Genomic DNA, 23,910 nt, shown 5'->3' with positions numbered 1-23,910 from the left:
GTTCAGTTCTCGTTCGCGGCGAGCTCCAATTCTTCCCAGCGAGCCATCGCGGTCTCGAGCTCCGTCTCGATGCTCGCCAGGCGCGCCTTTGCCTCGACGACAGCGCCGCCGTCGCGCAGAAATGCGGGATCGCCAAGCGATGCATAGATCACATCGCGCTCTCGCTCGAGCGCGTCGATGTGGTTGGGTAACGCCGCGAGCTCCGCGGATTCCTTGAAGCTCAGCTTCTTGCGATCCTTGCGATCCTTGCGATCCTTGCGCACGCGCGGACCCTGCGTTGCGACCGGTTTCGGCGCGGTGACCTTCGGTGATTCGACCGTCTTGCGCTGGCGCACCCAATCCGTGTACCCGCCGGCATACTCACCGACTCGACCGCCGCCCTCGAGCACCAGCGTACTCGTGACGACGTTGTCGAGGAACGCGCGATCGTGACTGACCAGAATCAGCGTCCCCGAGAACTCGAGGAGCAGCTCCTCGAGCAGGTCGAGCGTCTCGATGTCGAGATCGTTCGTCGGCTCATCGAGCACGAGCAGGTTGAAGCGGCGCGTGAACAGTCGCGCGAGCAGCAGACGATTCCGCTCGCCGCCCGACAGCGCGCGGACCGGCGTCCGCGCGCGATCGGGCGGAAATAGAAAGTCCTGTAAATAGCTGAGCACGTGCTTGCGATTGCCCTGCAACTCGATGAAGTCCGCGCCGTCGGCGATGCTGTCGAACACGCTCCGCTCCGGGTCGAGCTGCTCGCGCAACTGATCGAAGTACGCGAGCTCGAGGTTCGTGCCAAGGCGGATCGTACCTTCGTCCGGTGCGAGGTCGCCGAGTAGCAGGCGAAGTAGCGTGGTCTTGCCGGAACCGTTCGGTCCGATGAGTCCCACGCGATCACCGCGCACGATCGTCGTGCTGAAGTTGCGTACGATTCGACGTTCGCCATAGGAGAAGTTGACGTCGCGCGCTTCGACCACCAGTCGCCCCGAACGCTCCGCCTCCTGTGTCTGGAGCTTGACCGCGCCGACGCGCTCTCGGCGCCGGCTGCGCTCGACGCGCAATGCTTCGAGCGCGCGGACGCGCCCTTCATTGCGCGTGCGACGCGCCTGAATGCCGGTGCGAATCCACACTTCTTCCTGCGCCAGCTTCTTGTCGAACTCCGACCATTCTTTCGCTTCGGCGGCGAGCGCGACTTCCTTGCGCTGGAGGTACGCGTCGTAATCGCCGCCCCAATCGACGAGTCGCCCGCGATCGAGCTCGACGATGCGCGTCGCCAGCCGCCTGAGGAACGCGCGGTCGTGCGTGACGAATACCAGCGTGGTGCCGCGCTCGATGAGAAACGATTCCATCCACTCGATCGCCTCGATGTCGAGGTGGTTCGTCGGTTCGTCGAGCAGCAGCACGTCGGGCTGTCGCACGAGCGCGCGCGCGAGCAACGTTTGTCGTTTGCGTCCACCGGACGCGTTGGCGAACCCGGCGTCGGGATCGAGGCCCAGATGCGAGAGGACCGTGTCGACGCGCGTCTGCATCTCCCACGCGCTCGCGGCGTCGAGCGCGTGATGCAGCCGATCGAGCTCGCGCAGCGCGCGGTCGCTGTTGTCGGTCGACACGCGGTGACTGGCTTCGTGATAGCGCGAGAGCAGCGACCCGGCTTCGCCCAGTCCAGCGGCAACGACGTCGAAGATGGAGCCGTCGACGTCGCCTGGAACTTCCTGCTCGAGATGCGTGACCGTGATTCCCGTTTGACGAACGACGTCGCCGGCATCGGGCGTCATGGTGCCGTCGAGCAGGCGCATGATGGTGCTCTTCCCCGCACCGTTGCGGCCGAGCAGGCAGACGCGTTCCCCGCGCTCGATGGAGAGGGTGGCGTGGTCGAGGACCAGCGGTCCGCCGAACGCAATGGAAACGTCTTGCAGCGTGAGCAAGGACATGACGAACGGTAGCTCCTGTCCAAATCCCGCGCGCCGGATAGCTTGTCGCTCGTGCTGAGATCAATCGAAGTTCAAGCCCACTGCCCGAGCTGCGGCAGCGAACGCAGCGTGGCGGGCCAGTTGAGCGGCGGCGATTCGTCCGTCGCGTTCGTCCCCACCGGGTTGCGGTACTCCGAACGGCGCACCGGCCGGACCTCGATTCAACGCGTCGTGCGCGCGTGCAGTGAATGCGGTCTCGTATGGACGATGCTCGACCCGGTCGACCTGCGCGACCGTCTGGACGTCAGCGGGACCGAAGAGACTCGCGCGTGGCTCGCTCGCGAGGATGATGAGAAGCCGCTTGTGTAGCCCTCGGCACGGAAATCGTCCATCGAATGGACGCCAGGAATGTCGCCGCGACGACGGCGAACGCGATGCTGAACGTCGCCAGGATGAATCTGGGCGAAGCCGGCGCGTCGGCGTGACGTCCGACCGTATCGGCCCGTGTGATCGAATCGATCGACGCCTGCTGCGCCTCGGCAGCCACGGCGCGTTGCATCTGCGCTTGTGTCGGTGGATCCATCCAGCGGCGGATGCTCCGGTTGAGCTGCCGCAGCTCGTCGTTGCCGCCGAGGACGTAGGCCGCGCCGATGACGAAGATCAGCGTCGCGAGCGTCCAGCCCAGGCGGGCCGAGCGATGCTTATTCATGAAACTGGCATTCCACTATGCTCATCCATGCCGCCTGAACACTGCGTCGGCCGTCAACTGCAATATAGATCATGTGTAGGGACGCAGCCCCGCGCAGGGACCTTTCGCCGTTCTCAGCGGTAGTTTGAAGCATGCGATTGATGAAACAACTATTGGTGGCGGCGAGTGCTCCGCTCCTGGCGGCATCGACGGCCCGCGCGCAGGCGGACAGCAGCAACGCCAACCACGGCGTGTGGCTTGCCGCGTCTCTGGGCGCAGTGGGCACGCGCGCACTCATTCGCCACGGCGCGCCGGTCGCTTCACTCGAGCTCGACGTGCAGCGAGGCTCCACGGTCTACAGTGCGCGCCCACAATTCATGGGTGGGCTCGGCGACTTCGACGCCAAGTCGCTCTCGCTCCTCGTGGGGAAAGGCACGGCGTCGCGGGGCGTCGGGTATTCGGCCATTTCGTTCGGGCCGAGTGTGATCAAGGCGCAGAACTGCGCGGGAGGGTGTACGGCCTTCTCGGACACGCCGCGCGGGCTCGGGCCGACTCAGTGGGGTGTCGGAATTTTCGCCGCCGGCGATGTGGCGTTGCGCTTTGGACATCGATATGGCGGGGGAATTGGGCTGACGGGATACGGAAGTCTGAATACGGCGAAGTCGTACGCTGGAGTCGGGTTGGAATTGTTGATGGGGCGCTGGCGTTTATGAGAGAGTGAGCCGCGGCCGGTGCGCACAAGCTGAGATGATCGTATAATATCGATCTTCTCTCACCCTCCGGCCCATGACCCGCCGACTTTCCCTTGCAGTCGCGTTGGCCGCCGTAACGTTCGTCACGTTTCTGAGCTTTGCGATCAGCACCACGACGGCGCCCCTATCGTCGATGTCGCCCATTCCGGGCACCGGGACGCTCGGTGCCGCGCCGTCGGACACGTTCAGCTTCATCGTCGCCGGCGATAATCGTCCCGCGTCGGCCGCTGATTCGCAGCCCAAGACGCCGAAGCACATCTTCGACTCGGCCGCCGCGCGGCACGTGGCGTTCGTGGTCTGGACCGGCGACATGATTTACGGGCTCGACTCGACGAATCCGTCAGCGCTCGCCGCGCAGTACAAGGGATTCTTCAAGCTCGCGAAGCGGGCGACCGTGCCGGTATTCGCGGCGCCGGGCAATCACGAGATGGATGTGAAGCACAAGCTGGGCGATACGACCATCGAAGTCGGCAACGCGACGATGCAGCAGTATTATCGCAAGGCGTTCGCGCTCGCGGACAGCACGCCGATCTACGGCACGTTCACGTATGGCAACTCGCGCTTCATCCTGTTGAACAGCGAGGAGATCCCGGCGCCGAGCGTGTCGCGCGCCGCGTTCGCGACGGCGTCGGCGACGGTGAAGCTCGACCCGGGTTACGTCTCGGCGCAACAGTTGGCGTGGCTTGGCCAAGTGCTCGACAGCAATACGTCGCTGCACACGTTCGTGTTCATGCATCACCCGTTGCACGCGCTCAAGGCGGACATGGCGCTCGACACGGCGAGCGCGGCGAAGGTGTTGGCGTTGTTGGGCAAGCACGCGAACATCTCGTATGTGCTCGCGTCGCACGAGCATTTGTATTACAACGTGCAGACCAGGGATACGACGTCGCCGCCGGGGCGGACGGATCCGTCGACCAGTCCGCCCTACTATCTGATCTCAGGTGGGGCGGGGGCGAAGTTGACGGGGAAACCCAAGGATGGCGGGTTTCATAATTATTTGACGTTCACGGTGCGCGGGACGCAGGTGCAGGCGACCTTGAACCGGTTGCCGTGAGGTGGCCTTGACTCACTGTGCATCGTGCTGCACACCGTCCGGCAAAACGACTCGAGATTGACCACGAGGAGTTCGGACCGGACGGTGCGATGGCGTTCGATCATGGTCGAACGACGAGATTGACTTCGAGTGAGTCGACGGGCGGCGGGCCAATGACCACAGAGTCACGCTCGACGAGGTCGTGCATGCTCGTCCCCGCGGCAGCCGACGTCGCCTCAACGAAGAGGCATGCGACGATCGGACGCGCCGCGCCTGTCACGGTGACGCGATAGCGCCCGTCTTGCCCCGACGTTGTGGAGATGGGGGCATTGAGCGCGCCGGCGCAATTCCCACGCACATCCTTGGGGCTATCACCCAACAAGAGTGTTTGAATCGTGACTGAGGCACCGGCCACCGCGCGGCCAGAAGCGTCGTGAACGGCGCCACCGATCTGTGCGGTCCACAAACGGCTAGGCGCCGTTGAACTGGCACACGCGGCAGTCAAGAACGTGCCGGACACTAGCGAGATGAGGATTGCGCGCTTCATTGGGCCTCCTTCAACGCGAGCACATGGACGGTTGCTCGTCGAACTTGAATTCGACGGTGAGGTCGGCAGCCCAACCGGGAAATGCCGGGCGGCATCCGCGTGCTGTCGGAGTCCATCATCAGCATATTGGGTAAACTTTAAATAGGCCGTCAGCTATGGTTTTGTTCGTTCTCGGTGGCTTGCGAGAATGTGAACATCGTTACGGGTGCCGGAGCGCCGCCGAGGGCGCGGTAGAAGTCTAGGGCGTGGAGATCGGTGACGTCAGCGGCGACGAAGACTTCGTCGATGCCCTGCGCGGCAGCGGCGGCGAGCAGAGCGGTGACGAGCGCTCGGCCGATGCCCTGGCGTTGGTGGGCGGAGCGGACGGCGCGGTCGTAGATGAACAACTCCGACAATTCGCGTCGCATCGCGGGCGGCCACGAGCGATGACGTCGCGGGGACGCGTTGGCATCGAGCGAGCCGAACTCGCCTTGCTCAGCGCGATATGTCAGTGCGACAGTATTAAAGTCATTTTAATATGTAAATTCTGATCAATTCCCCTTGTCCGGCTAAACATCCGAACGCGAGTTTGATCGACGCAGATGCATTGCGCGACCGAGCTAACCCCCCTAACGACTCGGCGCCGGCGTGCAGCCTGTGCCCCGCGAAGGGTTGCGAAGTGGCACCCCACCAAAAAGCGCCCGTTCGCATCGCTATGCGACGAACGAGGCAAACGCCGTTTGATGGAGTAGTAACATCATGCAGCACCAGAACCGAAAACTCATAGTCGCAACGCTAGCGTTTGTCGCCATCGTGAACTTGACTGCGTGCGCCGGCGAACCAACCTCGCTTGACGAAGGCTCGGCGAAGAGAGCGCGTAGCTCGACGGCCGCGCTCGGCACAGGGGCCACGCCGGGGAGTGTGGCGACACTCAATCCCGATGATGAAGATGCCCGCATTGACCGCGAAGAATTGATCGGATACGCCGGATCATTCCTGGACCGGAACACAGGAGAGATTGTTGTTCGCGTGCGCGGTGAGATTCCCGCCCCCGGCGTGATGGAACAGTTTGCGGCGAGACACGCGAACCGTTTCAGCGGCCACCGCGCGCGTTGGGAGACAGCTGACTACGGCTTTAGTGAGTTGAAGGGCTACTTTGACTTGCTCGCTCGTGACGTAAAGGCGTTCAACGGAACCTTCCTTGACGTCGACGAGGTCGCCAACCGAGTCCGGGTCGGGATACACGCTGCGTCGGACATCGCCACGCTTAATGCAGTGTTGGCGTCTCGCGGCATCCCTCGAGCAGCGATCGTCACCGAGATCGCGCCGTATCTCACAGACAATGCTGAACCCGCAGACGCCGACGCGACCGGGACGGGGCCGGGTGATGGGCTCCAGGGGTATAACCGACCGCTTGTGGGAGGGCTCCAAACTGAATACTTGGACAGCAACAGCGGCCACATGGGTCTATGCACAATCGGCGCTGTTGGTACAGACTTCGGATCGGTTCTTGGATTTGTCACGGCGGGGCACTGTTCAACCATCACCGGTGGTGCGCCCGACAGCACCCTGTTTTACCAAGGGTATTTCAACGGTGTGACATCACCTGTCGCCCGTAAGGCAATCGATCCCGCGTTTAATCCGTTCATGAGCGGGTGTAGCGCCGGATACTCGTGTCGACAGTCAGATGCTCAGTTCGCGGAGTTCGACGCTTTCGGTCCGTCATATTCGCAGGGCTATATCGCTCAGCCCGTTTCTATGGACGACCCGGATACGACACAGGCCAAGTGGATTGCGAATCCTGCCGGCATCAAGATTACGTCGATGCGCGCCATTCCCTTGGCGTGGATCGCATCCAACACCACCGTGTTTAAGGTTGGGCGAACGACAGGCCTGACGACGGGAACAGTCGGTAACACGTGTGTCAGCGTCTTCTTGAGCAATGGCCACGAATTCCTATGCCAAGTCCGAGTGAATGGCATTTATCCGACCGTACTAGTTGCGTGGCATGGGGACAGTGGCGCATCGGTGTTCAGCGGATCGGAGTCTTCGGCAATGTGGGAGGGGATTCTGAGCACTGTTCCAGTCTCACCATCGAGTAACTACTACTATTTCAGCCCATCGTTTAACGTGATTTATGAACTCAGTGCGACGAATCACGGATTGAACTTGGTTGCCCCGTAACTGTCGGAGTCGAGCATGCAGAAAACCGTGCGGCTTTCCTGTATCATAATCGCGCTAGGGTGCTCGAATGCTCCGAGCCGACCGCTGACTGATTCGACGATGTTGTTGATTCCCTCACCGACGTCGTCAGTGCTTCAGCTATCGAGCGCGCACGGCTCTGCTGCGCCAGCGCGGCTGCCATACCAGTTTCGCAATTCTTCGTCCGACACGGTCTTTGTCACGCGGTGCGGTGACCGGCCCGCTTGGATTCTCGAAGAGCGCCAAGTGCTTCGATGGAGCACGGCGTTTGAGTTTGAATGTCCTGCGAACGCTGTCCCACCAATCGAGTTGGGTCCCGGAGCTGAGTTCGTCGATACGGCTCTCGTCGGCGCCCCATCCAGGTTGCCAACGGGAGTGGTTCGAATTGCCGTCCGGGCTTACACGACCCGAGGAGCCGCAGCGGCGGCCGGTTCGGATGACTTGGTAGCGACCGACGCGAGGACCTCTCGTCCGTTTGTTATTCGTGGGCCCTAGCTGTCTGAGACGATCGTCGTTCGCAATAGCAGGCGTCGCCGGTATTCCCTAAGTTGACACTTCTGCCGAGCGGTCAGCGCAGCGCCGCCGAGGGCGCGGTAGAAGTCGAGGGCGTGGAAACCGGCGACGTCGGCGGCGACGAAGACTTCGTCGATGCCCTGCTCCGCAGCGGCGGTGACGAGTTGGCGGCCGATGCCTTGCCGTTGGTGGGTGGCGCGGACGGCGAGATCATCGATGAAGAGCTCTGACGATTCGGCTCGTGTCATTGGGAGCGTGTGGGCGGTGAGGCCGCCGACGACTTCGCCGCCTTCGCTCAGGGCCGCAATTGCCCAGAAGATGTCGCGGGTCAGAAGTGGGATCAGGTAGGTGTCGTTCAGCCGCGTCGCAGCTTCCTTGAAGACGTCGGCCATCATGGCGGAGAGCTCGCGCGCGAGATCGACACCACCGGCGACCAGGCGACGGACGCGCGCGATTGTGGCGCCCGAGTCGATCAGCGAGACGAATTCACCACGACGGCGGGTCTGAGTGCGGCCTCAGCTATGCTGCGTGCTTGCCACCGCGAACCTTCACTGTAACACCAGCGCCGGCGCGCGCCAGCATGTCGACGAGCGTATCAATGCTGAAGCGGTCAATGCGCCCACGCACGAGATCGGAAACGCGCGGCTGGGTGACGTGAAAGAGTCGCGCTGCTTCAGCCTGCGTCAGCTCACGCGCCGCGATAATGGCTTCCACCTCGAGCATGCGATCGGCGCGAAGATCTCGCCCCATGATGCCGGGACGCGTTCCGCATAGATGGACTCGCTCGCGTTCAGCGCCGCGGCGACGGCGTAGCGGCGCATGATTCGAAGATGACATTGTATGGATCGTCTGGCCAGCTCTCCACAGCAGCGGGCGCGAAGGCTTATAGTATGCGCTGGGTGGCGGCGCCTCCGAAACGGAGCGGTCTATATATGACCTACATGCTCAGCGGTATTTCAGGATTTGCCTGGGCTCTCGCGATTGGAGTCGCGGTATCGGGAGCCGCGGCACAGAGCCAATCGGCGGTGATTTCGCGAGCCATCGTCCTCGCGGCGCCATACAACTACAAATACAAAGGGTCCCGCCGGCAAGGCAGACAAGTCAGTACGTGGAAAGGAGCGCCGCGTGGATGAAACAGCTGTTGACCTCGAAACCGGAAGAGATCCCAGGGGTCGGTCGATCGCTGACCATACCAATCACGCCACCGTAGACTTCTCGTTCGCCGGACGGCCCAGGCGAATCACTGACCGGAGAGGCAATGCCATTCCGCTGGTTAGTCCCGGTTCTCTTCTTCTCCATGGCTTCGTGCGGCCTCTCGAGCGAGGATTGCGACACGATCCAATCGGTCGCCTTGGCGGTGAAAGTCACCGATGCGAATTCTGGTCAACCGCTCACCTCGGGCGTCACCGTTGTCGCGCGCGGCCCTTCCTATGACAGCGTTACGACCATGTCCGTCTCGGCGTTCCAGGTAGGCGATCGTCCGGGCACGTATACGATCGTCGTACGCAAGGCCGGCTACCGGGACTACGTCCAGGATGGAGTACGAGTGCCTGACTCTGGCTCGTGCAATCGGCCGGTGACGCAAGTGCTGACCGTCGCATTGCAGCCGCAGTAGGCCGCAGTAGACTGGCACCGTATCGCTGTCCTGGCGGACGGCGAACGGCGAACGCGACGCGAGCCTCGGTCCTTCGAGCACAGAGAAGCTGCGGGGCCCCTAGTCCTCGATGAGGTCCAGCCCCTTCTCCTTGAGCGCCGCGAGTCGCTCGAGCATGCCCTTGATGGTCTCCGGGCTGTGCTCCTCCCAGTCGGTCACCTCAGCGATGATCCGGAGCGGATGCCTCGTCCGGTACGACTTCGTGGGATTGCCGCGGAATCGCTTGTTCGTGACGTTGGGGTCATCTTCGAACGGACCGGTTGGCTCGACGATGTATACGTGCCCTCGGCCCTCGACCCCCGTCAACGCCGCGGCCATCTGCGCTGCCAGGCTCGCAACGGTCAAGCTGAAATAGACGTGGTTGGAGATGCGTCCCTTCTGATAGTTGGAGGCGTAGCCGGGAACCAGCAGATCGCCCGCATGGAGCTCGGCGGCGGTTCCGTGGTAGAAAGGGCCATGGATGGAATGACAATTCTCGAAAGTGACGGGCGTCCACTCGATATCATCCTGCACGCAGCGCTCCTGATCCGCGGGGAAATTGGTGCGCCACGCGCATGCTAGCTTCGCCAGCCGATCGTCGCGTACAATCGGAGGTCAGCGCGCAACTCAGGCCGATCGCGGCGTAGCTTCGCGATCCCCGCTTCCCAGGCCGTATCGCCGATCACGAGCAGTTGAGAGGTCGATTGGCGATCCAGTATCCCTTTCGCCATCGCTTCGGCGAACGGAATGCGCGCTGGAATGTGTTGCGCGACGATAGTTTCTGTCCGTTGAAATCCCGCGGAAGTCAAACCGCGGCGGATAACATCGGCACCCGGATATCGTGAGCGGTCGGCTGTCAGCGCTTCAGGGAAATAGACGTAGATCCACCATTGGTCCACACCGCGATGCGGATCGAGGCCGATGGTGAGGAACGCCCCCTCGGCGTGCAGGACACGCGAGCATTCGCGAAAGACGAGGCTATGGTTCGGAAAATGATGCAACGCGTTGACGCAAAACACGCGGTCGAACGCGGTGCGCCACGGAAGACGGTCGGCGGTGGCCTGGACCAGCGGCGTCGTTGGTCCCAGCCGATGGCATTCGGCGAGCATGGCCGAAGAACGATCGAGTCCAACTGCCGACGGTCGATGTGGGAGCTCACTCGCGAACCGCACCCAGTGGCCCGTTCCGCATCCGAGCTCGGCGACCGTGCGAGCTTGGCCGATGAAGGCTCGAAGACAGCGCTCGATACCGTCGAAAGAATTGACCGCGTACCGCCGATCGTATGCGGACGCAATCTCGTCGTAGTCAACAGGCTGCATTGCGCCGATGCGTGATGGCGTCCGTACGTCGTAGCTCAGCTGCGAACGAGTCAGGTAAGAGCGAACGCGCGGCGTTCGCAATCCCTTGGACGTGGCTGACGAGCGGGCATTCGGCCGGCCAGTTCGCGCCTTGCGGAGTCCCGAGCGCAGCACGACTTTGTCGACGCGTTGCTCCCTGACCGCGCAGGTCGCACACATATCCTACGGAGAACGAATGACGCCACGAACGCGCAACATGATAGCCAATGCTTTGATCGTCCTGAGCATTCTCTTTCTCGCGGTGTTTGTCGCGCAGCACTTCATGGCCCCGCCTCGTCCGGCCTGGCACAAGGATCTGGGCTCGCTTGGGCTTGTCTCCGCGATCCTGGCGGGCGCCGTGCGCAGCCGCGAGGGCCGGCGTTCGACGCGCACCGTGGTAATCCGTGTGTTGTTCCTGGTGATCATTCTCGTCATCCTCACGTATGGCGGCTAGCACGTCGCGCTTCCGCCGCATACGACGACTTCTGAACATTACAATCACTCCGCGGTGATCTGGTCATCGGCGTCGGGAAGTTCGCAGGCGCACGGAGCTTCGCGGCTGGAGCGGCATGTTCATCGGCGGCGATCTTTTCTCTAAGGAAGGCAGAGGAGATTCAGCGCGGAGCCAAGCCATCTGTTGGCCGTGACGTGCCCGGTTCACGCCGGGACTGGAACATTTCGCGTCGCGACATGCACGGTTCGTTCGCGACCTGCGCGCTCGGGCTCGAGCAAAGCCCAGTGAATCGCCCACACTGGGCTCTTGATCTCGATCGATGTTCGCTCATGCGCTGAGGTGCGATGTAAACGAGCGTCAATTGATGTTGCGCGAACGGCCACCAGTGGGTGGCCGTTCGCGCAACGACATCCTGCAACGTCACCGTCGCTCGCCGCGCCGCACTCTCCTACGCCGCCGGGTGCATCACCGCGTCCGGTGATGCACTGGCTGCTCCCGTACTTGCTGTCTGTGTTTGCTGCGTCCCCGCATCCACACCTGCTGCCGCACCGACCGCTCCGCGCGGCAGTCCGGGCTTGGCCGCGATCTTCTTGGCAGCATTCCATCCGGCGAGCAAGCTCGCGTCTTTCGCCCGATCGATCAACGGCCGCACCTGCGTGTCGATCAACCGAATGGCTTTCATGGCGCCCTGCTCCGCGTTCTTGAGACCCGCGGTTCCCACCGTCCGTCGATTCTGATGCCCATTCCGCTCGGCGAGCGATGCCGCGAGTGCGGCGGCTGCCGCGTCGAGCTCCGCGACGAAATTCGCCGGAACGCCGGCGGCGATCAGCGTGGCACTGTGCGTCGTGCCTGCCTCACTCATGCCCGCCGCGGCCTTGAGCAGCTGCTGCGCGGACACCTTGCCTCGCGGAACGCTGAGCTCCGCCAGGTCGGGCGAGTTCGGCAACGCAATGCGTGCGGCGTGCTCGATCGCATCCATATGATAGATGCGAAGCGCGAGCCGCAGGTTGCGCCGGTTCGCGGTCTCCAGCCTGGCGGCTTGCCGGCCGCCCGACTGCAGTGCGCCGAACCGATCGAGCGCGGTGATGGCCGCGTCGATGTTCTTGCGCGCGACGGAGTCTTTCAACGGCGCGAACAATTCGTTCGCGTCGAGAAAGGTCTCGATCGCGTGCAAGGTGTTGATGGTGCTTCCCTGCCGGTGGTTCATGAAACGCTCCTGAAGAAGTAAGAACGGGGCGCGAAAGAAACGGCCGGTCGGGGCGCCCGCCCGACCGGCCAAGAGTGGATCAATATCGAATGTTGGTGTGGCTATAAGACGGAAGGCGGGGAGGAGGGTTTCAAGTCATGTCTGAGCGCACAATTTCGTTGCAAAGGAGCGATCGCTCGCGACGTGGTCTCCACCAGCGTCTTCCTCGCGACGTTGACGAACGCGATTATATCATTCTGGCTAATCGCACTCGCAGAAGTGTTGCCAACGTTCCCGGACACTTGGGTTACCCATCATCCCGGCTGTTCAGCGCAAGAAGCCGACGTTATTCAACCTCTCTTGAGTCGACGGACCTTCATACTCACCAAGTCGTATTCGTGCGCGATTGAAAGATCGCGCCAAGGAGCAGTCGGGTTCTTTGCAAGACGTACGACGTACTCGATAACTCCGAATAGGCGAACGAACGCCAAGATATGCTCTCCGGCACCCTTTTCCCACTTCACGTGAAGCAGGTGCCCATTGAAAGCGCCCGCCTCCGTTAGCCCAACGATGCTGGTCGGCATCTGCCAGACCTGGACGAATTGTCCGCCTCGGCCCTCGCCATATCGAATGAACCTCCGGACAGGATCGAACATCGAGTCGTGAACGAACGACTGGTCCGACTCGCCACTGGTCTTTGCAAGATAATTCATTGCGGTCTTCGCGACGGCACGCGCGATGTATTTATCCGCGAAAGCCAGCGTTTCAAAGTCCATTTCCTGGTTTGGTGGAGGGACGAACGGATTGCCAGGTTTGAACGCGATGTCATAGCGCTCTAGCAACGAGATCAGGCGAGACGGAGCATCCTCATCATGCGACGGCCAGAAGAGATCCCGTTTCCTGCTCAGATCTATGTCTGGATCGAGCCGCGGATCTTTACCTTTCAGCATTTCCTCAGTCAGTGACTTGAATTCGTCGTTTGCCGTGCGAAACCGAACTTGTGGAACGGGGACGACGCGATACTCAGTGCCGTCATCGGACGGCACCATATCTAAGTACAACGGTCCAAGTCCCATCTCGTTGTCGGACGGCAACCGGAATCGCACACGTTGGCGAAACAAGTTGGCAACTTCCGCAGGGGACTTCAGCCCTACGTCGAGGCGGAGCATCGCTTCCATCGAGTCACGCGTAATCGCCAAGTCAATCGTTGAGCTGAACTCGGTGTTGCAATCTGCGCACACGCCCGGATCGTAGGGCGAGACGAGGGTTAGAGCGCCCTCGAAACCGCCGAACGCGGCGTTGATGACGTGCTCCCGATTGAAACCGCCGATCGGCTTGTCTTGGCCGCAATAGATACAGCGGGGCATTGTTTGACGCGAAGAAAGTTGATCAGCCGCGTATCGACTTGGCTAAGTTGCGGGCGAGTACAATAAGAGCGCATGCGAAGCATGCGAAATTCCTAATATCGCTCGCCAGCATCAGCGTTCGTCGGGCACCCTCGAGGAAGATAGTCGTCTATTCGTCGTCGTTCTGACGTACCACGCCATCGGTCAAGAGGAGATACTGATCTGGAGCCGCCGGTGACTTATGCCGCGGCGGCGCTTCCTTACCGAGTTTGGCGTTGGTCGCCTTCTGCACCTGGCCTTCATGGTGAAGGACCGAGACAATTGTCTCTGCGGTGCGGTGCACTGCTTCATAGGTCTCGGGACTAATCGTCTTGAGGTCGGCGAGAAAACCAAAAAGCACGAACGCGGTCGAGATCACAATCCCCCAACGCACCTTTGGTCGCTTCAACTCCGTCTCGAGCCGGTCTACCGTCTCGCCTATCCGTTGTTTATTGGCAGCATCAGGGATCTCAGCGGCCTGAATGCGAAGAATTGCAATGAGTGCGGCTAACCGATTTCGATCAATGAGGTTCGGGTCAAAATGATCGGTCGAGTCGACCAGCGCCTCATCATAGTCGACTGGCTCGATCGAGGCAGTGAACGTGAGTACCTGAGCGAGGCGACCCAGAGCTGTTCGGATGTCGAAGAGCTCACTTCTACTGAGTGTCCCATCTTCGTAGCCGAAACTCGGGCGGAGAAGCATGCCGACAAGATCCACTTTGACCGACGCACCCGTGCGCCGACGTCGATAGTGTTCCAGTTCATGTTCGGAAAGACTCGCGAGTCTCGCGAACCGATCGCACAATTTCTCTCCGTCAACGATCTGTTTGACCTGGTTCTTGACACCGTCGGGATATCCCTTGATACGATCGGATAGCCAGAGGTATACCGACTCGAATGAACCGAGTAGGTCGGGAGGAATGACGATGGCGCCGCGCTGATCGATGCCGGACGCTAGATATCGACAATACTCCGAAATGAAACGAATAGAATGCGGCGCGTCACCGACCGTCGACGCGTAGAACAGGTGCTCGATGCGCTTGCGGAAGTAGTCGGCGCGTTCGCGGTCTCTGACGATGGCCATCAAGTAGCGGATGAGGGGCCGATAAGACGCCTAACGCCCGAGCTGAGCCGGAAAGGGATCATATAAGAGTGCATGCGAAGCATGCACAGTTCAATAAAGCCTTTGTCAGCTTGAGCGTTCGTTAAGCAACACTATGTGAGGGATTTGACGCGTTCCCACTCGCGTTTGAAAATCGATCGCGACAAATCACGAATCTGATCGAGGAAATCCTTCACGTCTTTTCCTGGCAGATCTATTGGAATGAACCATTGGATCTGGTCACGCAATGCGGTGGCGAGTTGCTCGTGATCCGATTCTTTGGGATTTAGCGCAAGGATGATATTGAACTCAATGGCACGAAGCTTGGAAAGGCTGTCCTTCACAGCTTCATGATAGCCCGCCGAGCCACGCAGGCCCGCAGTCCTAATGTTCGTCTCGACAACGAGCGCAAGAAAGGCCGCTACCTGCGAGCGCAGAGAGTCGATCCATTTCTGGCGATTGGCTGACAACACAGTCGCGCGTATCTGGCTCTTAGCAATGCGTAGTTGCACAAACGGGCCGACGAACAACGCGACGAACGCAACTGCAAGACCGCCCCAGGCTAATGCTGAGGCCTTTCCCTGTGCCGCGGCGCTTGCCGATCGCAATGAATCGACCAGGTGGCCGACGGAGTCGGGCCGCAGTGCGCTGACCGTCTTCTGGTACATGAGGGGAGATGCGTGGGTGTTGCCTAACACCAGTTAGACAGCGAACTTGACCAACAAACCAGTATCAACTTTGATCTACGCCGGCGCAATATGACAGTTGTATAATATTGCTGTTTTGTCAACCACGAAACACCGCCGCCTAGCGTGAGCAACTCGGAAAGCGATTCCAAACCTCAACAATGGACAAAGGCGGCGCTCTCGCGCCGCCTTTCTCTCGTTCTCACCTCAGCGCGCCGTCGTCATCCACACTCGCTGAATCCGCAAACATGACACTTCACACACCCCTCAGCATACTCCATCTGCGACCCACAATCCGGACACGTCCCGATATACGCCTCAGCCGCATGATGTAACCCATACTGCATCTCGAGCTCGGCGCCCCCCTGCCCTCGCAATGCCGCAGGCACCTGATGCGTCATGCTCGTAATCATCTCCGACGCCGGCGGCCCGCCAACCTCCGTCACCGACGGCGGCATCAACTCCTGCTGCACACCGACCACGCGGTCCCGATGCCACTCCTCGATCGCGATACCAATTGCATCCGGCACCGATAGCACCTTGTTCGGCCCCAGCCCGACCGCGCGATCCGACGAGATCCCGCGCAGCTGCTTCCGAATCTCCATGATCGGAATGCCCGACCGCAGCGCCAGCGAAATCAGACGGCCCATCGCCTCCGCATCCGCCATTGCCGAGCCGCCCGCCTTGCCCAGCGTGATGAACACCTCGAACGGTTGGCCCTTGTCGTCTTCCGTGATGTTCACGAACATCACGCCGAGCGGCGTTTCCTTGCGAATGGTCGTGCCGCGGAGCTTGTCGGGGCGGCTGCGCTTCGCGCGGCGCTGAAGATTCTCGGCTTCCGCATCGTACAGCGCCTTCTTCAGGCGCTCCATCTCCGCATCCTTCTCGGCGATCTCGCTTCTGAGATCCGCCAGGAGCGCGCGATCCTCCTCGCGCCGCGGATTGGAGTTGCCGTCGCGCGCTTCCTTCGCCTTCTCCGTCGCGCCCGTGCTCAGCACCTGATTGTCGCGGCTGCCGTCGCGATACACCGTCACGCCCTTGCAATGCATGTCGTACGCGAGCTCGTAAATCTCGCGCACGTCGTCCATCGTGGCGGCGTGGCTGAAGTTCGTCGTCTTCGAGATGGCCGAGTCGCAGTGCTCCTGGAAGGCTGCCTGCATCTTGATGTGCCATTCCGGCGCGATCTGATTCGCCGTCACGAACACCTTTTGCCACTTGTCCGGGATCTCGGCGTGCGCCACGCTGCCCGTCTTCGCGATCCGCTCCATCAGCTCGTCCGAATACCAGCCCTCGGCCTTCGCGATGTTGACGAAATCCTCATTGACGTCCGGCATCATCACGCCGGCCTGATTGCGCATGAACGCCACGGCGAACAGCGGCTCGAGACCCGATGAGCATCCTGCAATAATGGAAATGGTACCGGTCGGGGCCACCGTCGTCACGTTGCAGTTCCGCAGGAGCTGCATGGGGCGAATGCGCTGGCCGCTCGCATCGCGGGCACACGTATCGTCCGGGCCCCAGATGCTCTTTGCCCACTCGGGGAACGGACCACGCTCGGCCGCCAGGCGGCTCGATTCCTTCTTGCCCTCGACGTCCACGAACTCCATCACCTTGCGGCCGAACTCCACGCCGGCATCCGTATCGTACGCGATGCCCAGACGCACGAGCGCGTCCGCGAAGCCCATGACGCCAAGCCCGATGCGGCGAATGCGCTTGGAGAGGTTGTCGATGGCCGGCAACGGATACTTGTTGACGTCGATGATGTTGTCGAGGAAATGCGTGCTCAGATGGATGTCCGCGCGGAACGCGTCCCAATCCATCTGGCCGTTCGTCACGTAGTGGCCGACGTTGATAGAACCCAAATTACAAACGTCATATGGCAGGAGCGGCTGCTCGCCGCACGGATTCGTCGCCTCGTAGTTGCCGAGGTGCGGCACGGGGTTGTAGCGGTTGGCTTCGTCGATGAAGAACACGCCCGGCTCGCCCGTGCGCCAGGCGCCAAGGATCATCTTGTCCCAGATGGTGCGCGCGTCCTGCTTGCCCGTGGCCTGACCGGTGGACGGATCGATGAGATCGTACGACGCGCCCGCCTTCACCGCTTCCATGAACTTCCGCGTGATCGCGACGCTGATGTTGAAGTTCGTCACCTGCGTCAGGTCTTCCTTGCAGGTGATGAAGTCCATGATGTCGGGGTGATCGACGCGCAGAATGCCCATGTTCGCGCCGCGGCGCGTGCCGCCCTGCTTCACGGCGTCGGTCGACGCATCGTAGAGCTTCATGAACGACACCGGGCCCGACGCGACGCCCGTGGTCGAACGCACCATCGATCCCTTCGCGCGCAGGCGCGAGAACGAGAAGCCGGTGCCGCCGCCGCTCTGATGAATGAGCGCCATGGCGCTCAGCGTGTCGTAGATGCCGTTCTTGCCGTTGGCGAGCGCATCTTCGACCGGCAGCACGAAGCACGCGCTCAGCTGGCCCAACGGACGACCGGCGTTCATGAGCGTCGGCGAGTTGGGCTCGAACCGGCGCTGCGTCATCAGGAAATAGAAGTCCGCCGCCTGCTGCTCAACCGCCGCATCGCTCGCCCCGTACTTTCGATCCGCCTCGGCCACCACGGTGGCCACGCGCCAGAAGAGATCCTCGGGCTGCTCCACCGGCTTGCCCTTTTCGTTCTTCACCAGATAGCGCTTCTCGAGCACGGTGCGCGCATTGGCGGAGAGCGAAACAGGCCCCGACGGGGGGTTGATCGGAAGAGGCATGGCGACAGAACTCCTGAGCGGTGGTGGTGCGGTGAATCGATTGTCGGAGGGTCGTGCGGGCGGGGGCGCTGCTAGTTCGGCTGGTTCGCTAGCTCAGACGGCCCGTCAGTTCGTTACGCGTGTTACAATCGCGGTCACGACGAGTCGGAGGGCTCGTTGTGAATCCGTGGGACGTGCGGGTCGAACGTATGAGTCGTTCTAATGCTTTTGATGCGGGGCGGCAGAATACAGGGGTTCGTGATTCCGCGCCAGTAGTAATATAACGCCATTCACAGCAACGGCTTACGAAATCAACATCACGAAGGTGCATGGGTGCCATCGTGTGCGTTGAAAACGACCAGGTCCGTGTCGACAACTGCGTTTGGAGTAACTGGTCGGGCACGGCGGCGAGGCGTGGGAACATCCGTAAGCTCCTTCATGGCAACAACTTGATAACACCTGACTTCGTGTCGCGGCACCGGCTGCGGAGCCCGGTTTGCGTCTTCCGTGAGTCACGGAACGGCGACTGAAACGTTACGGCTTGCTCGGAATCACGTGCATAATCAGGGCCGGAATATGACTGATACAACGACCGAATCTGACAAGATCTGACCAGATCCGCTGTGATGTGTGAGCGAAAAAGTGGCGTCCGCTTCGACTACTGCTACTTCAACTACTGCTTCCCTTCCTTGTATTGCTGTTGCAGCTCCAGGTAGCTCTCGACCGTGCGGCGAATGCGGTCGCGCTCCTCGGCGGTCGTCTCGCGCGCCACACGGCCCGGAACGCCGAGCACGAGTGAGTTGGGCGGAATCTTCATGCCTTCGCGACAGACGGCGCCGGCGCCGACGATCGAACCCGAGCCGACGTGCACACCGTTCAGGAGAATCGCGCCCATCGCGATGAGGCAATCATCTTCGACCGTTGCACCGTGCACGATGGCGCGATGGCCGATCGCCACACGTTTGCCGACGCGCGTCGGCACCCCGTGATCGACGTGCACCACCGTTCCATCCTGCACGTTCGAGTCGTCGCCGATCTCGATCGTGTCGCTGTCGCCGCGAATCACGGCGGTCGGCCACACGCTCACGCGGCGGCCGAGCGTGACGTTGCCGGTCACGATCGCGGAGGGGTGGATGTAGGCGGATGGGTCGATCATGCGATGGGCGATGGGCGATGGGCGCTGGGCGGTAGACCATGCGCCGAGTGTGCAACCTATCGCGCTTCAAACGTCGCGCTATTCCTTGACAGGGAATGCGCGAGAAATTTTTGAGATGAGGCGCGAAGTGTAACCGTTGACATCGGGTTTCTTCGCGGGGTGATACTAACTGCGTCAGAACGGCGCTACGGCGAATATTCTACTTCTTATATGTAATCTTCCAAATCCGGCCGCCGCGGTCGTCGCTCAGATACAAGGCGCCATCGGGGCCCTGCGCCAGGCCCACCGGGCGATGCGCGGCGCTCGTCGGCGTCATGCCGCCGCCCGCGAAGCCCGTCGCGAACAGCGTGTAGTCCGCCGCCACGCCCTCCTTGAATTCCTGGAAAATCACCTGATAGCCCTCTTCCGCCATCGGCGAGCGAAACGCCGAACCGTGGAAGGCGATGAACGCGCCCGTCGTGTACTGGGGCGGAAACATCTTGCCGGTATAGAACAGCATCGACATCGGCGACCAGTGCGCCGGATACGTCGTGAGCGGCTGAATCAACCGGTCGCAGCGGCCGATGTCCTGCTTGTTGCCGCCATACTCGGGCGCCATCACGCGCTGCTGCTTTAGATAATCATAATAACAGTACGGCCAGCCGAAGTTCGGACGCGTGGACGCGATGCGGATCATCTCCTCCGCGGGAAGGGTCGCGTTCTCTTCGGCCGTGTAGAGATTCGGCCAGAGATCGTGCAGGCCGTCCCGGTCGTGCGAGACGGCGTAGATCATCGTGTCGCGCGGATTCACCGCGAGCGCCACCGCGTTGTGCAATCCGGTCGCGATGAGCGTCCCGTCCTTCATCGTTTGATTGTTCCGGTCAGACTTGAAGCTCCAGATGCCGCCGCTGTTCTCGAGCTCGGGACAGGGATCGCGCCCCGGTGCCTGCACGCCCTCCTTCGCAGCGCAGCCATTCGAGACCGCGCCGATGTTCACGATGATGTTGCCGCGGATGTCGATCGCGAGGCTGTGCGAGGGGATCGGCCGAGCGATGAGACCGCTGATCACGGTGTCGACGCGCTTCTTCGGCGTCATCGAGTCGACGAACTGGTAGCGCAGCACCTGCGACGCGGTCGAGACGAGCAGCGTGGAATCGCCGGCGAGCGCGACACCGTGTACGCCCTCGTCGCCGAAGCGCTCCTCGAGATCGGCGTGCCCGTCGTGATTCGTATCGCGCAGCACCAGCACGCCACCCGGCTGCCGGCGTTGATTCAGCACGCCGACGATGACGTCGCCGTTTTTTCGCACGACGAGATGGCGCGCCGGGCCGGCGCTATCGGAAAAGACCGTGGCGCAGAAACCAGGCGGAAGCTTGATGCTGGGGTCGCAGCCGCCGGTGGCCGACGTGGTCGCGGTCCTGTGGCCGCCGCCGCAGGCGATCAGGGCGGTGAGGGCGATTGCGGAAATTGTCGTTGGGAACGTGCGAGGCATGGCGAGCCCAGCGAATTGCAGAATCCGTGCGAGACCGCCCGCAAGTCATCCCGAGCGAAGGCGCGAAGCGCCGAAGTCGAGGGACCCCCGTCCCGGCGGAGGAGCCACATGCAGCGCTCCGCTGAGAAGGGGGTCCCTCGACTCGCTCGCTACGCTCGCTCGCTCGGGATGACAGCTCTTTCCTACCCCCACTCTCAGCGTTTCTTACCGCTCGCGCTGTTTCCCGCCGGTCGCTAACCGCTAAAACGACAACCCCGCCACCACATAGAACTGCGTCGCCGAGCGCGCGAAGATCGCGCGATCGTGCGTCGGCACCGCGAGACCAAACCGCAAATGCGTCGGCGAATCCCACGACAGCACACCGAGATTCAAATTCAGCTCCCCACCCACCGACGCAATCTTCAGCCGGCCCGTCAATATCGGACTCGGCTGATTACAGACGTCTCGCCCGATCACGATGTTCGGACACCACGCGGTGCCCCAGTCGCCGAACAGCGTGAGCGAGCTGCGATCGATGAAGAACGGCAACACGCCCGGCGCGTTGCCCGTCAGGAACAGCGGCACGCGATACTCCGCCGATCCGGTGAACGCGCGCGTGCCGATCAGCGTGCCCGGCGCGAAGCCGCGCACGGGAAATGTCTTGCGGCCTTCGCCGATCGTATAGCCGGGGATGACGTCGAACGTCGAGCCGCTCACGCCGCCCACGGAGAAGTATCCCGCGGCGCGATCGTCGGCCACACCCGCCGAGCCGCGCAGTGCGATCACGTGATGCGCGAACCCGGGCAGGTCGATCGACTTGTAGAGCGATGCCGACGTCACCGCGCTGTAGCTCGCGCCGCCGTTGCCCGATGGGCCGCTGTTGAATCGGTCGCGCGCCGTCACGTTGATGATGACGCCATCCTCGGGCGAAATACTGTACGGCGGCCGCTGGTAATTAGAGAATCCTACCGCGGCGATGAAGGTCGGATACGTCGGCGAGCCCAACACGCCGATCGAGTCGAGGCTCGCCAGCGGAAGATTCGCCGTCGTCGTGTGCGTGCGATGCTCGATGCCGAAGCCGCTCGTGAACGTGACGAGCGTGCGATAGCGCTGGCGCAGCCAGGTCGCGAGCAGGTCGCCCGTCCACGTGCGGCGAAAGACGTCGCCGAGCACGGTGCGACTGGCGTCGCGCGAGAAGACACTGCCGAGCCATTCCCAATCCTGCGCCGCGTCGGCCTGAATGATCGGCAGGCCGAAGCCTGAATACTGGTACACGATGTTGCCGACGACGCCCGTGTTGTCGGTCGGCACCTCGAACGTCGCGGTCATCGTGTGGCGGCCGACGACGTCGGCACCGCTCGTTCTCAGGCCGATGCGATATCCGCTCTTCGCGCCTTGATCCACCGTCGGCAGCCAGTAGCGCGGCAGGAACGTGCGCCACGGATTGTAGCGCACCACGGGGCTCGAGTCGGCGACGATCGGCGCGAGATCGCGCGCCGGGATCGTGTCGAGCATCGCTGCCACGGGCGCGAGCGACGCGGCGATCGGCATGTCGGGCGACAGCGGGCAACAGTCGCCGACGCCAAGATGATATCCGTCGTATCGAAAGATCACCGCCGCGAGCTTGCGCGCGTTCGGGCTGGCGTTCGGCTCGAAGAGACCGGTGACGGCGTTGCTCGCGCGGAAGGTCGTGGCACCGGCAAAGCGCAGCGGCGCGTTGAATCGCTCGACGTAGATCTCGGTCGAGCCGCTCCGATCCGAGCTATACGCGATCCCCGTGTCGTCGTTCAACCAACTCGGGGTCGTCTCGATGGAGTGGCCGCTCGACACGATGTGGACGATGCGTCCCGTGGTGTCGATGACGACGATCTGCGAGATGTTGCCGCGCAGCCACCGCGACGCGGCGATGTACGTGCCCGAGTGCGACCAGCGCGGCTCCGTCCATTGCTCGTCGTAGCTGCCGGACGTGATCGGCGTGATGCGCTTGCCGTCGGGCGAGACGAGCGCGAGACGTGTCGCGCCGGGAGTGATCTGTCCCGCGACGATGAGACCGTCGCGGCGTACGTCCGGCGTGGTCAGGCGCTGGCCGAACGTGAGCTGGCGCTCGTGGCGGCCGCGTTGAATCCAGAGGTCGGAACGCTGCTGGTACGGATTGACGAAGTCTATTTGAGAATACAAATACTGGCCGGGCGCGATCTGCACGTTGGCCGAACGGGAGTTGCGCCGGCCGACGCGCGTACGCTTCCCGTTGAGATCCACGCGATACGCCCCAAAGCTCTCACGTCCCGGCGCGCCACTGTAGACGATGGTGCTGTCGTTCGTCCAGCGCGGCGCGAACACGAAGACGCCGTCGCGCGTGAGATCGCGCCAACCTGGAACCGGCGCTTGTTCGGGGCCAACCGACCGAACGACGGAATCGGCAAATTCCTTCCACGCTTTCGAGAAGGAAACGCCGAAGCCCTGTTTCGCGGGCACGTCCATCAGATACGGAATGATGTCGGCGCTTTCCTTGTCGACGAAGTCGCGGACGCGCGACTCGCCGCGCGTGCGCGCGAGATAATCGACGAAGAGCGAACCGTAGCCGTATGCGTACTCGCCGAACGGAAAGCGCCCCTGCGCGAGACTCAGAGCGCCGATGCCCGGAAATTGGTGATCGACCGCCGCGGCGCGCGCGATCATGCGATGCTCGGAGCCCTCGATCCGTCCCGCGCCGGTGAGCTTCGATTCCTCGTAGACCGCGAGTCCTTCAACGAGCCACGACGGCGCGTAGAGATTCGGAAAGAGCGCATCCGCGCGGCCGAAGATGTGTTGGCCGAGCGACCATAGTCCGCGCGTGCGATCGAGATGGAAGATGTGCGTGAGCTCGTGCGTGATCACGAGCTGGCCCCAGTCGTTCGTGTAGCGCAGCGCCGATTCGTCGACCGGCGGATTGGCGTAGATAACGATGCGATTCGTCGGGTACGGCGTGGCCGAGCCGTTGGAGGCGTCGACGTCGTCGGAGATGACGACGTCGATCATCCCGCGCGGCGGGTGCAGCTGTTGCGAGAGTTGTGAATAGGCCCGCTCGGCGTCGCCGGCGATGCGGCGGGCGAGGGGTTCGAGCGGCGGGGTGAAATGGACGTAGAAATGCTGGGTCTTGAGTGAGTGCCAGTTCGCGTTTGGAGAGACCTGGGACAA

Annotated in this window: 20 protein-coding genes; 6 read left to right on the top strand and 14 right to left on the bottom strand. The window is 62.2% G+C overall.

Annotated elements, in window-relative coordinates:
* Window positions 1-2 precede the first annotated feature (2 nt).
* Complete coding sequence (locus VN706_12015; GenBank protein ID HXT16351.1) at window positions 3-1,913, bottom strand: ATP-binding cassette domain-containing protein; 1,911 nt, start codon at window positions 1,911-1,913, stop codon at window positions 3-5.
* A gap of 283 nt (window positions 1,914-2,196) precedes the next feature.
* The gene (locus tag VN706_12010) at window positions 2,197-2,601 is read right to left on the bottom strand and encodes a hypothetical protein (protein HXT16350.1); all 405 of its coding nucleotides are present in this window, start codon (window positions 2,599-2,601) and stop codon (window positions 2,197-2,199) included.
* Between the two features lie 140 nt (window positions 2,602-2,741).
* Between VN706_12010 and VN706_12005 the strand changes: the two genes are divergently transcribed.
* Both VN706_12005 and VN706_12000 read left to right on the top strand, forming a co-directional pair.
* Complete coding sequence (locus tag VN706_12005; GenBank protein HXT16349.1) at window positions 2,742-3,293, top strand: hypothetical protein; 552 nt, start codon at window positions 2,742-2,744, stop codon at window positions 3,291-3,293.
* A 73-nt stretch (window positions 3,294-3,366) separates the two neighbouring features.
* Complete coding sequence (locus VN706_12000) at window positions 3,367-4,386, top strand: metallophosphoesterase (GenBank protein ID HXT16348.1); 1,020 nt, start codon at window positions 3,367-3,369, stop codon at window positions 4,384-4,386.
* A 675-nt stretch (window positions 4,387-5,061) separates the two neighbouring features.
* Here VN706_12000 and VN706_11995 read toward each other — a convergent pair.
* A complete protein-coding gene (locus tag VN706_11995; GenBank protein ID HXT16347.1) occupies window positions 5,062-5,319 on the bottom strand; it encodes a GNAT family N-acetyltransferase in 258 nt (85 codons plus the stop codon).
* Between the two features lie 331 nt (window positions 5,320-5,650).
* Here VN706_11995 and VN706_11990 point away from each other — a divergent pair, with 331 nt between their 5' ends.
* Window positions 5,651-7,075, top strand: coding sequence for a hypothetical protein (locus VN706_11990; GenBank protein ID HXT16346.1), 1,425 nt, complete (start codon window positions 5,651-5,653; stop codon window positions 7,073-7,075).
* Window positions 7,076-7,584: 509 nt separating this feature from the next.
* On the opposite strand, the gene VN706_11985 is transcribed toward VN706_11990, so the two are convergent.
* A complete protein-coding gene (locus VN706_11985) occupies window positions 7,585-8,001 on the bottom strand; it encodes a GNAT family N-acetyltransferase (protein ID HXT16345.1) in 417 nt (138 codons plus the stop codon).
* Between the two features lie 133 nt (window positions 8,002-8,134).
* On the opposite strand from VN706_11985, the gene VN706_11980 reads away from it, so the two are divergent.
* Together VN706_11980 and VN706_11975 are read left to right on the top strand one after the other, a co-directional pair.
* Complete coding sequence (locus VN706_11980) at window positions 8,135-8,380, top strand: hypothetical protein (GenBank protein ID HXT16344.1); 246 nt, start codon at window positions 8,135-8,137, stop codon at window positions 8,378-8,380.
* 523 nt (window positions 8,381-8,903) lie between these two features.
* A complete protein-coding gene (locus VN706_11975) occupies window positions 8,904-9,221 on the top strand; it encodes a carboxypeptidase-like regulatory domain-containing protein (GenBank protein HXT16343.1) in 318 nt (105 codons plus the stop codon).
* Window positions 9,222-9,320: 99 nt separating this feature from the next.
* Here VN706_11975 and arr read toward each other — a convergent pair whose 3' ends face one another.
* Both arr and VN706_11965 read right to left on the bottom strand, forming a co-directional pair.
* Complete coding sequence (arr, locus tag VN706_11970; GenBank protein ID HXT16342.1) at window positions 9,321-9,773, bottom strand: NAD(+)--rifampin ADP-ribosyltransferase; 453 nt, start codon at window positions 9,771-9,773, stop codon at window positions 9,321-9,323.
* A gap of 44 nt (window positions 9,774-9,817) precedes the next feature.
* On the bottom strand, window positions 9,818-10,558 hold the full coding sequence (locus tag VN706_11965; protein HXT16341.1) for a class I SAM-dependent methyltransferase: 741 nt from the start codon (window positions 10,556-10,558) through the stop codon (window positions 9,818-9,820).
* Between the two features lie 214 nt (window positions 10,559-10,772).
* Here VN706_11965 and VN706_11960 point away from each other — a divergent pair, with 214 nt between their 5' ends.
* Window positions 10,773-11,030, top strand: a complete 258-nt coding sequence (locus VN706_11960; protein ID HXT16340.1) for a hypothetical protein — start codon at window positions 10,773-10,775, stop codon at window positions 11,028-11,030.
* A gap of 448 nt (window positions 11,031-11,478) precedes the next feature.
* Here the strand turns inward: VN706_11960 and VN706_11955 are convergent, their stop codons facing one another.
* The 8 genes from VN706_11955 to VN706_11920 all read right to left on the bottom strand — a co-directional run bounded on the left by VN706_11955 (window position 11,479) and on the right by VN706_11920 (window position 23,910).
* Window positions 11,479-12,237: a hypothetical protein gene (locus tag VN706_11955; GenBank protein ID HXT16339.1), complete on the bottom strand. Its 759-nt coding sequence runs from the start codon at window positions 12,235-12,237 to the stop codon at window positions 11,479-11,481.
* Between the two features lie 329 nt (window positions 12,238-12,566).
* The gene (locus VN706_11950) at window positions 12,567-13,583 is read right to left on the bottom strand and encodes an HNH endonuclease (GenBank protein ID HXT16338.1); all 1,017 of its coding nucleotides are present in this window, start codon (window positions 13,581-13,583) and stop codon (window positions 12,567-12,569) included.
* 148 nt (window positions 13,584-13,731) lie between these two features.
* Window positions 13,732-14,685 carry a hypothetical protein gene (locus VN706_11945; GenBank protein HXT16337.1) on the bottom strand — a complete coding sequence of 318 codons (954 nt, stop codon included), beginning with the start codon at window positions 14,683-14,685 and terminating at the stop codon, window positions 13,732-13,734.
* Between the two features lie 131 nt (window positions 14,686-14,816).
* A complete protein-coding gene (locus VN706_11940; GenBank protein ID HXT16336.1) occupies window positions 14,817-15,371 on the bottom strand; it encodes a hypothetical protein in 555 nt (184 codons plus the stop codon).
* 239 nt (window positions 15,372-15,610) lie between these two features.
* On the bottom strand, window positions 15,611-18,148 hold the full coding sequence (locus VN706_11935; protein ID HXT16335.1) for a vitamin B12-dependent ribonucleotide reductase: 2,538 nt from the start codon (window positions 18,146-18,148) through the stop codon (window positions 15,611-15,613).
* 652 nt (window positions 18,149-18,800) lie between these two features.
* A complete protein-coding gene (locus VN706_11930) occupies window positions 18,801-19,283 on the bottom strand; it encodes a gamma carbonic anhydrase family protein (protein HXT16334.1) in 483 nt (160 codons plus the stop codon).
* A 199-nt stretch (window positions 19,284-19,482) separates the two neighbouring features.
* Window positions 19,483-20,754: a hypothetical protein gene (locus VN706_11925; protein HXT16333.1), complete on the bottom strand. Its 1,272-nt coding sequence runs from the start codon at window positions 20,752-20,754 to the stop codon at window positions 19,483-19,485.
* 240 nt (window positions 20,755-20,994) lie between these two features.
* Window positions 20,995-23,910: a hypothetical protein gene (locus tag VN706_11920; GenBank protein ID HXT16332.1), complete on the bottom strand. Its 2,916-nt coding sequence runs from the start codon at window positions 23,908-23,910 to the stop codon at window positions 20,995-20,997.

It is taken from the genome of Gemmatimonadaceae bacterium (assembly GCA_035606695.1).
Lineage (GTDB): Bacteria > Gemmatimonadota > Gemmatimonadetes > Gemmatimonadales > Gemmatimonadaceae > JAQBQB01.
Note: the sequence above shows the minus strand (reverse complement) of the source record. Positions and strands in the feature narration are given on the sequence as shown.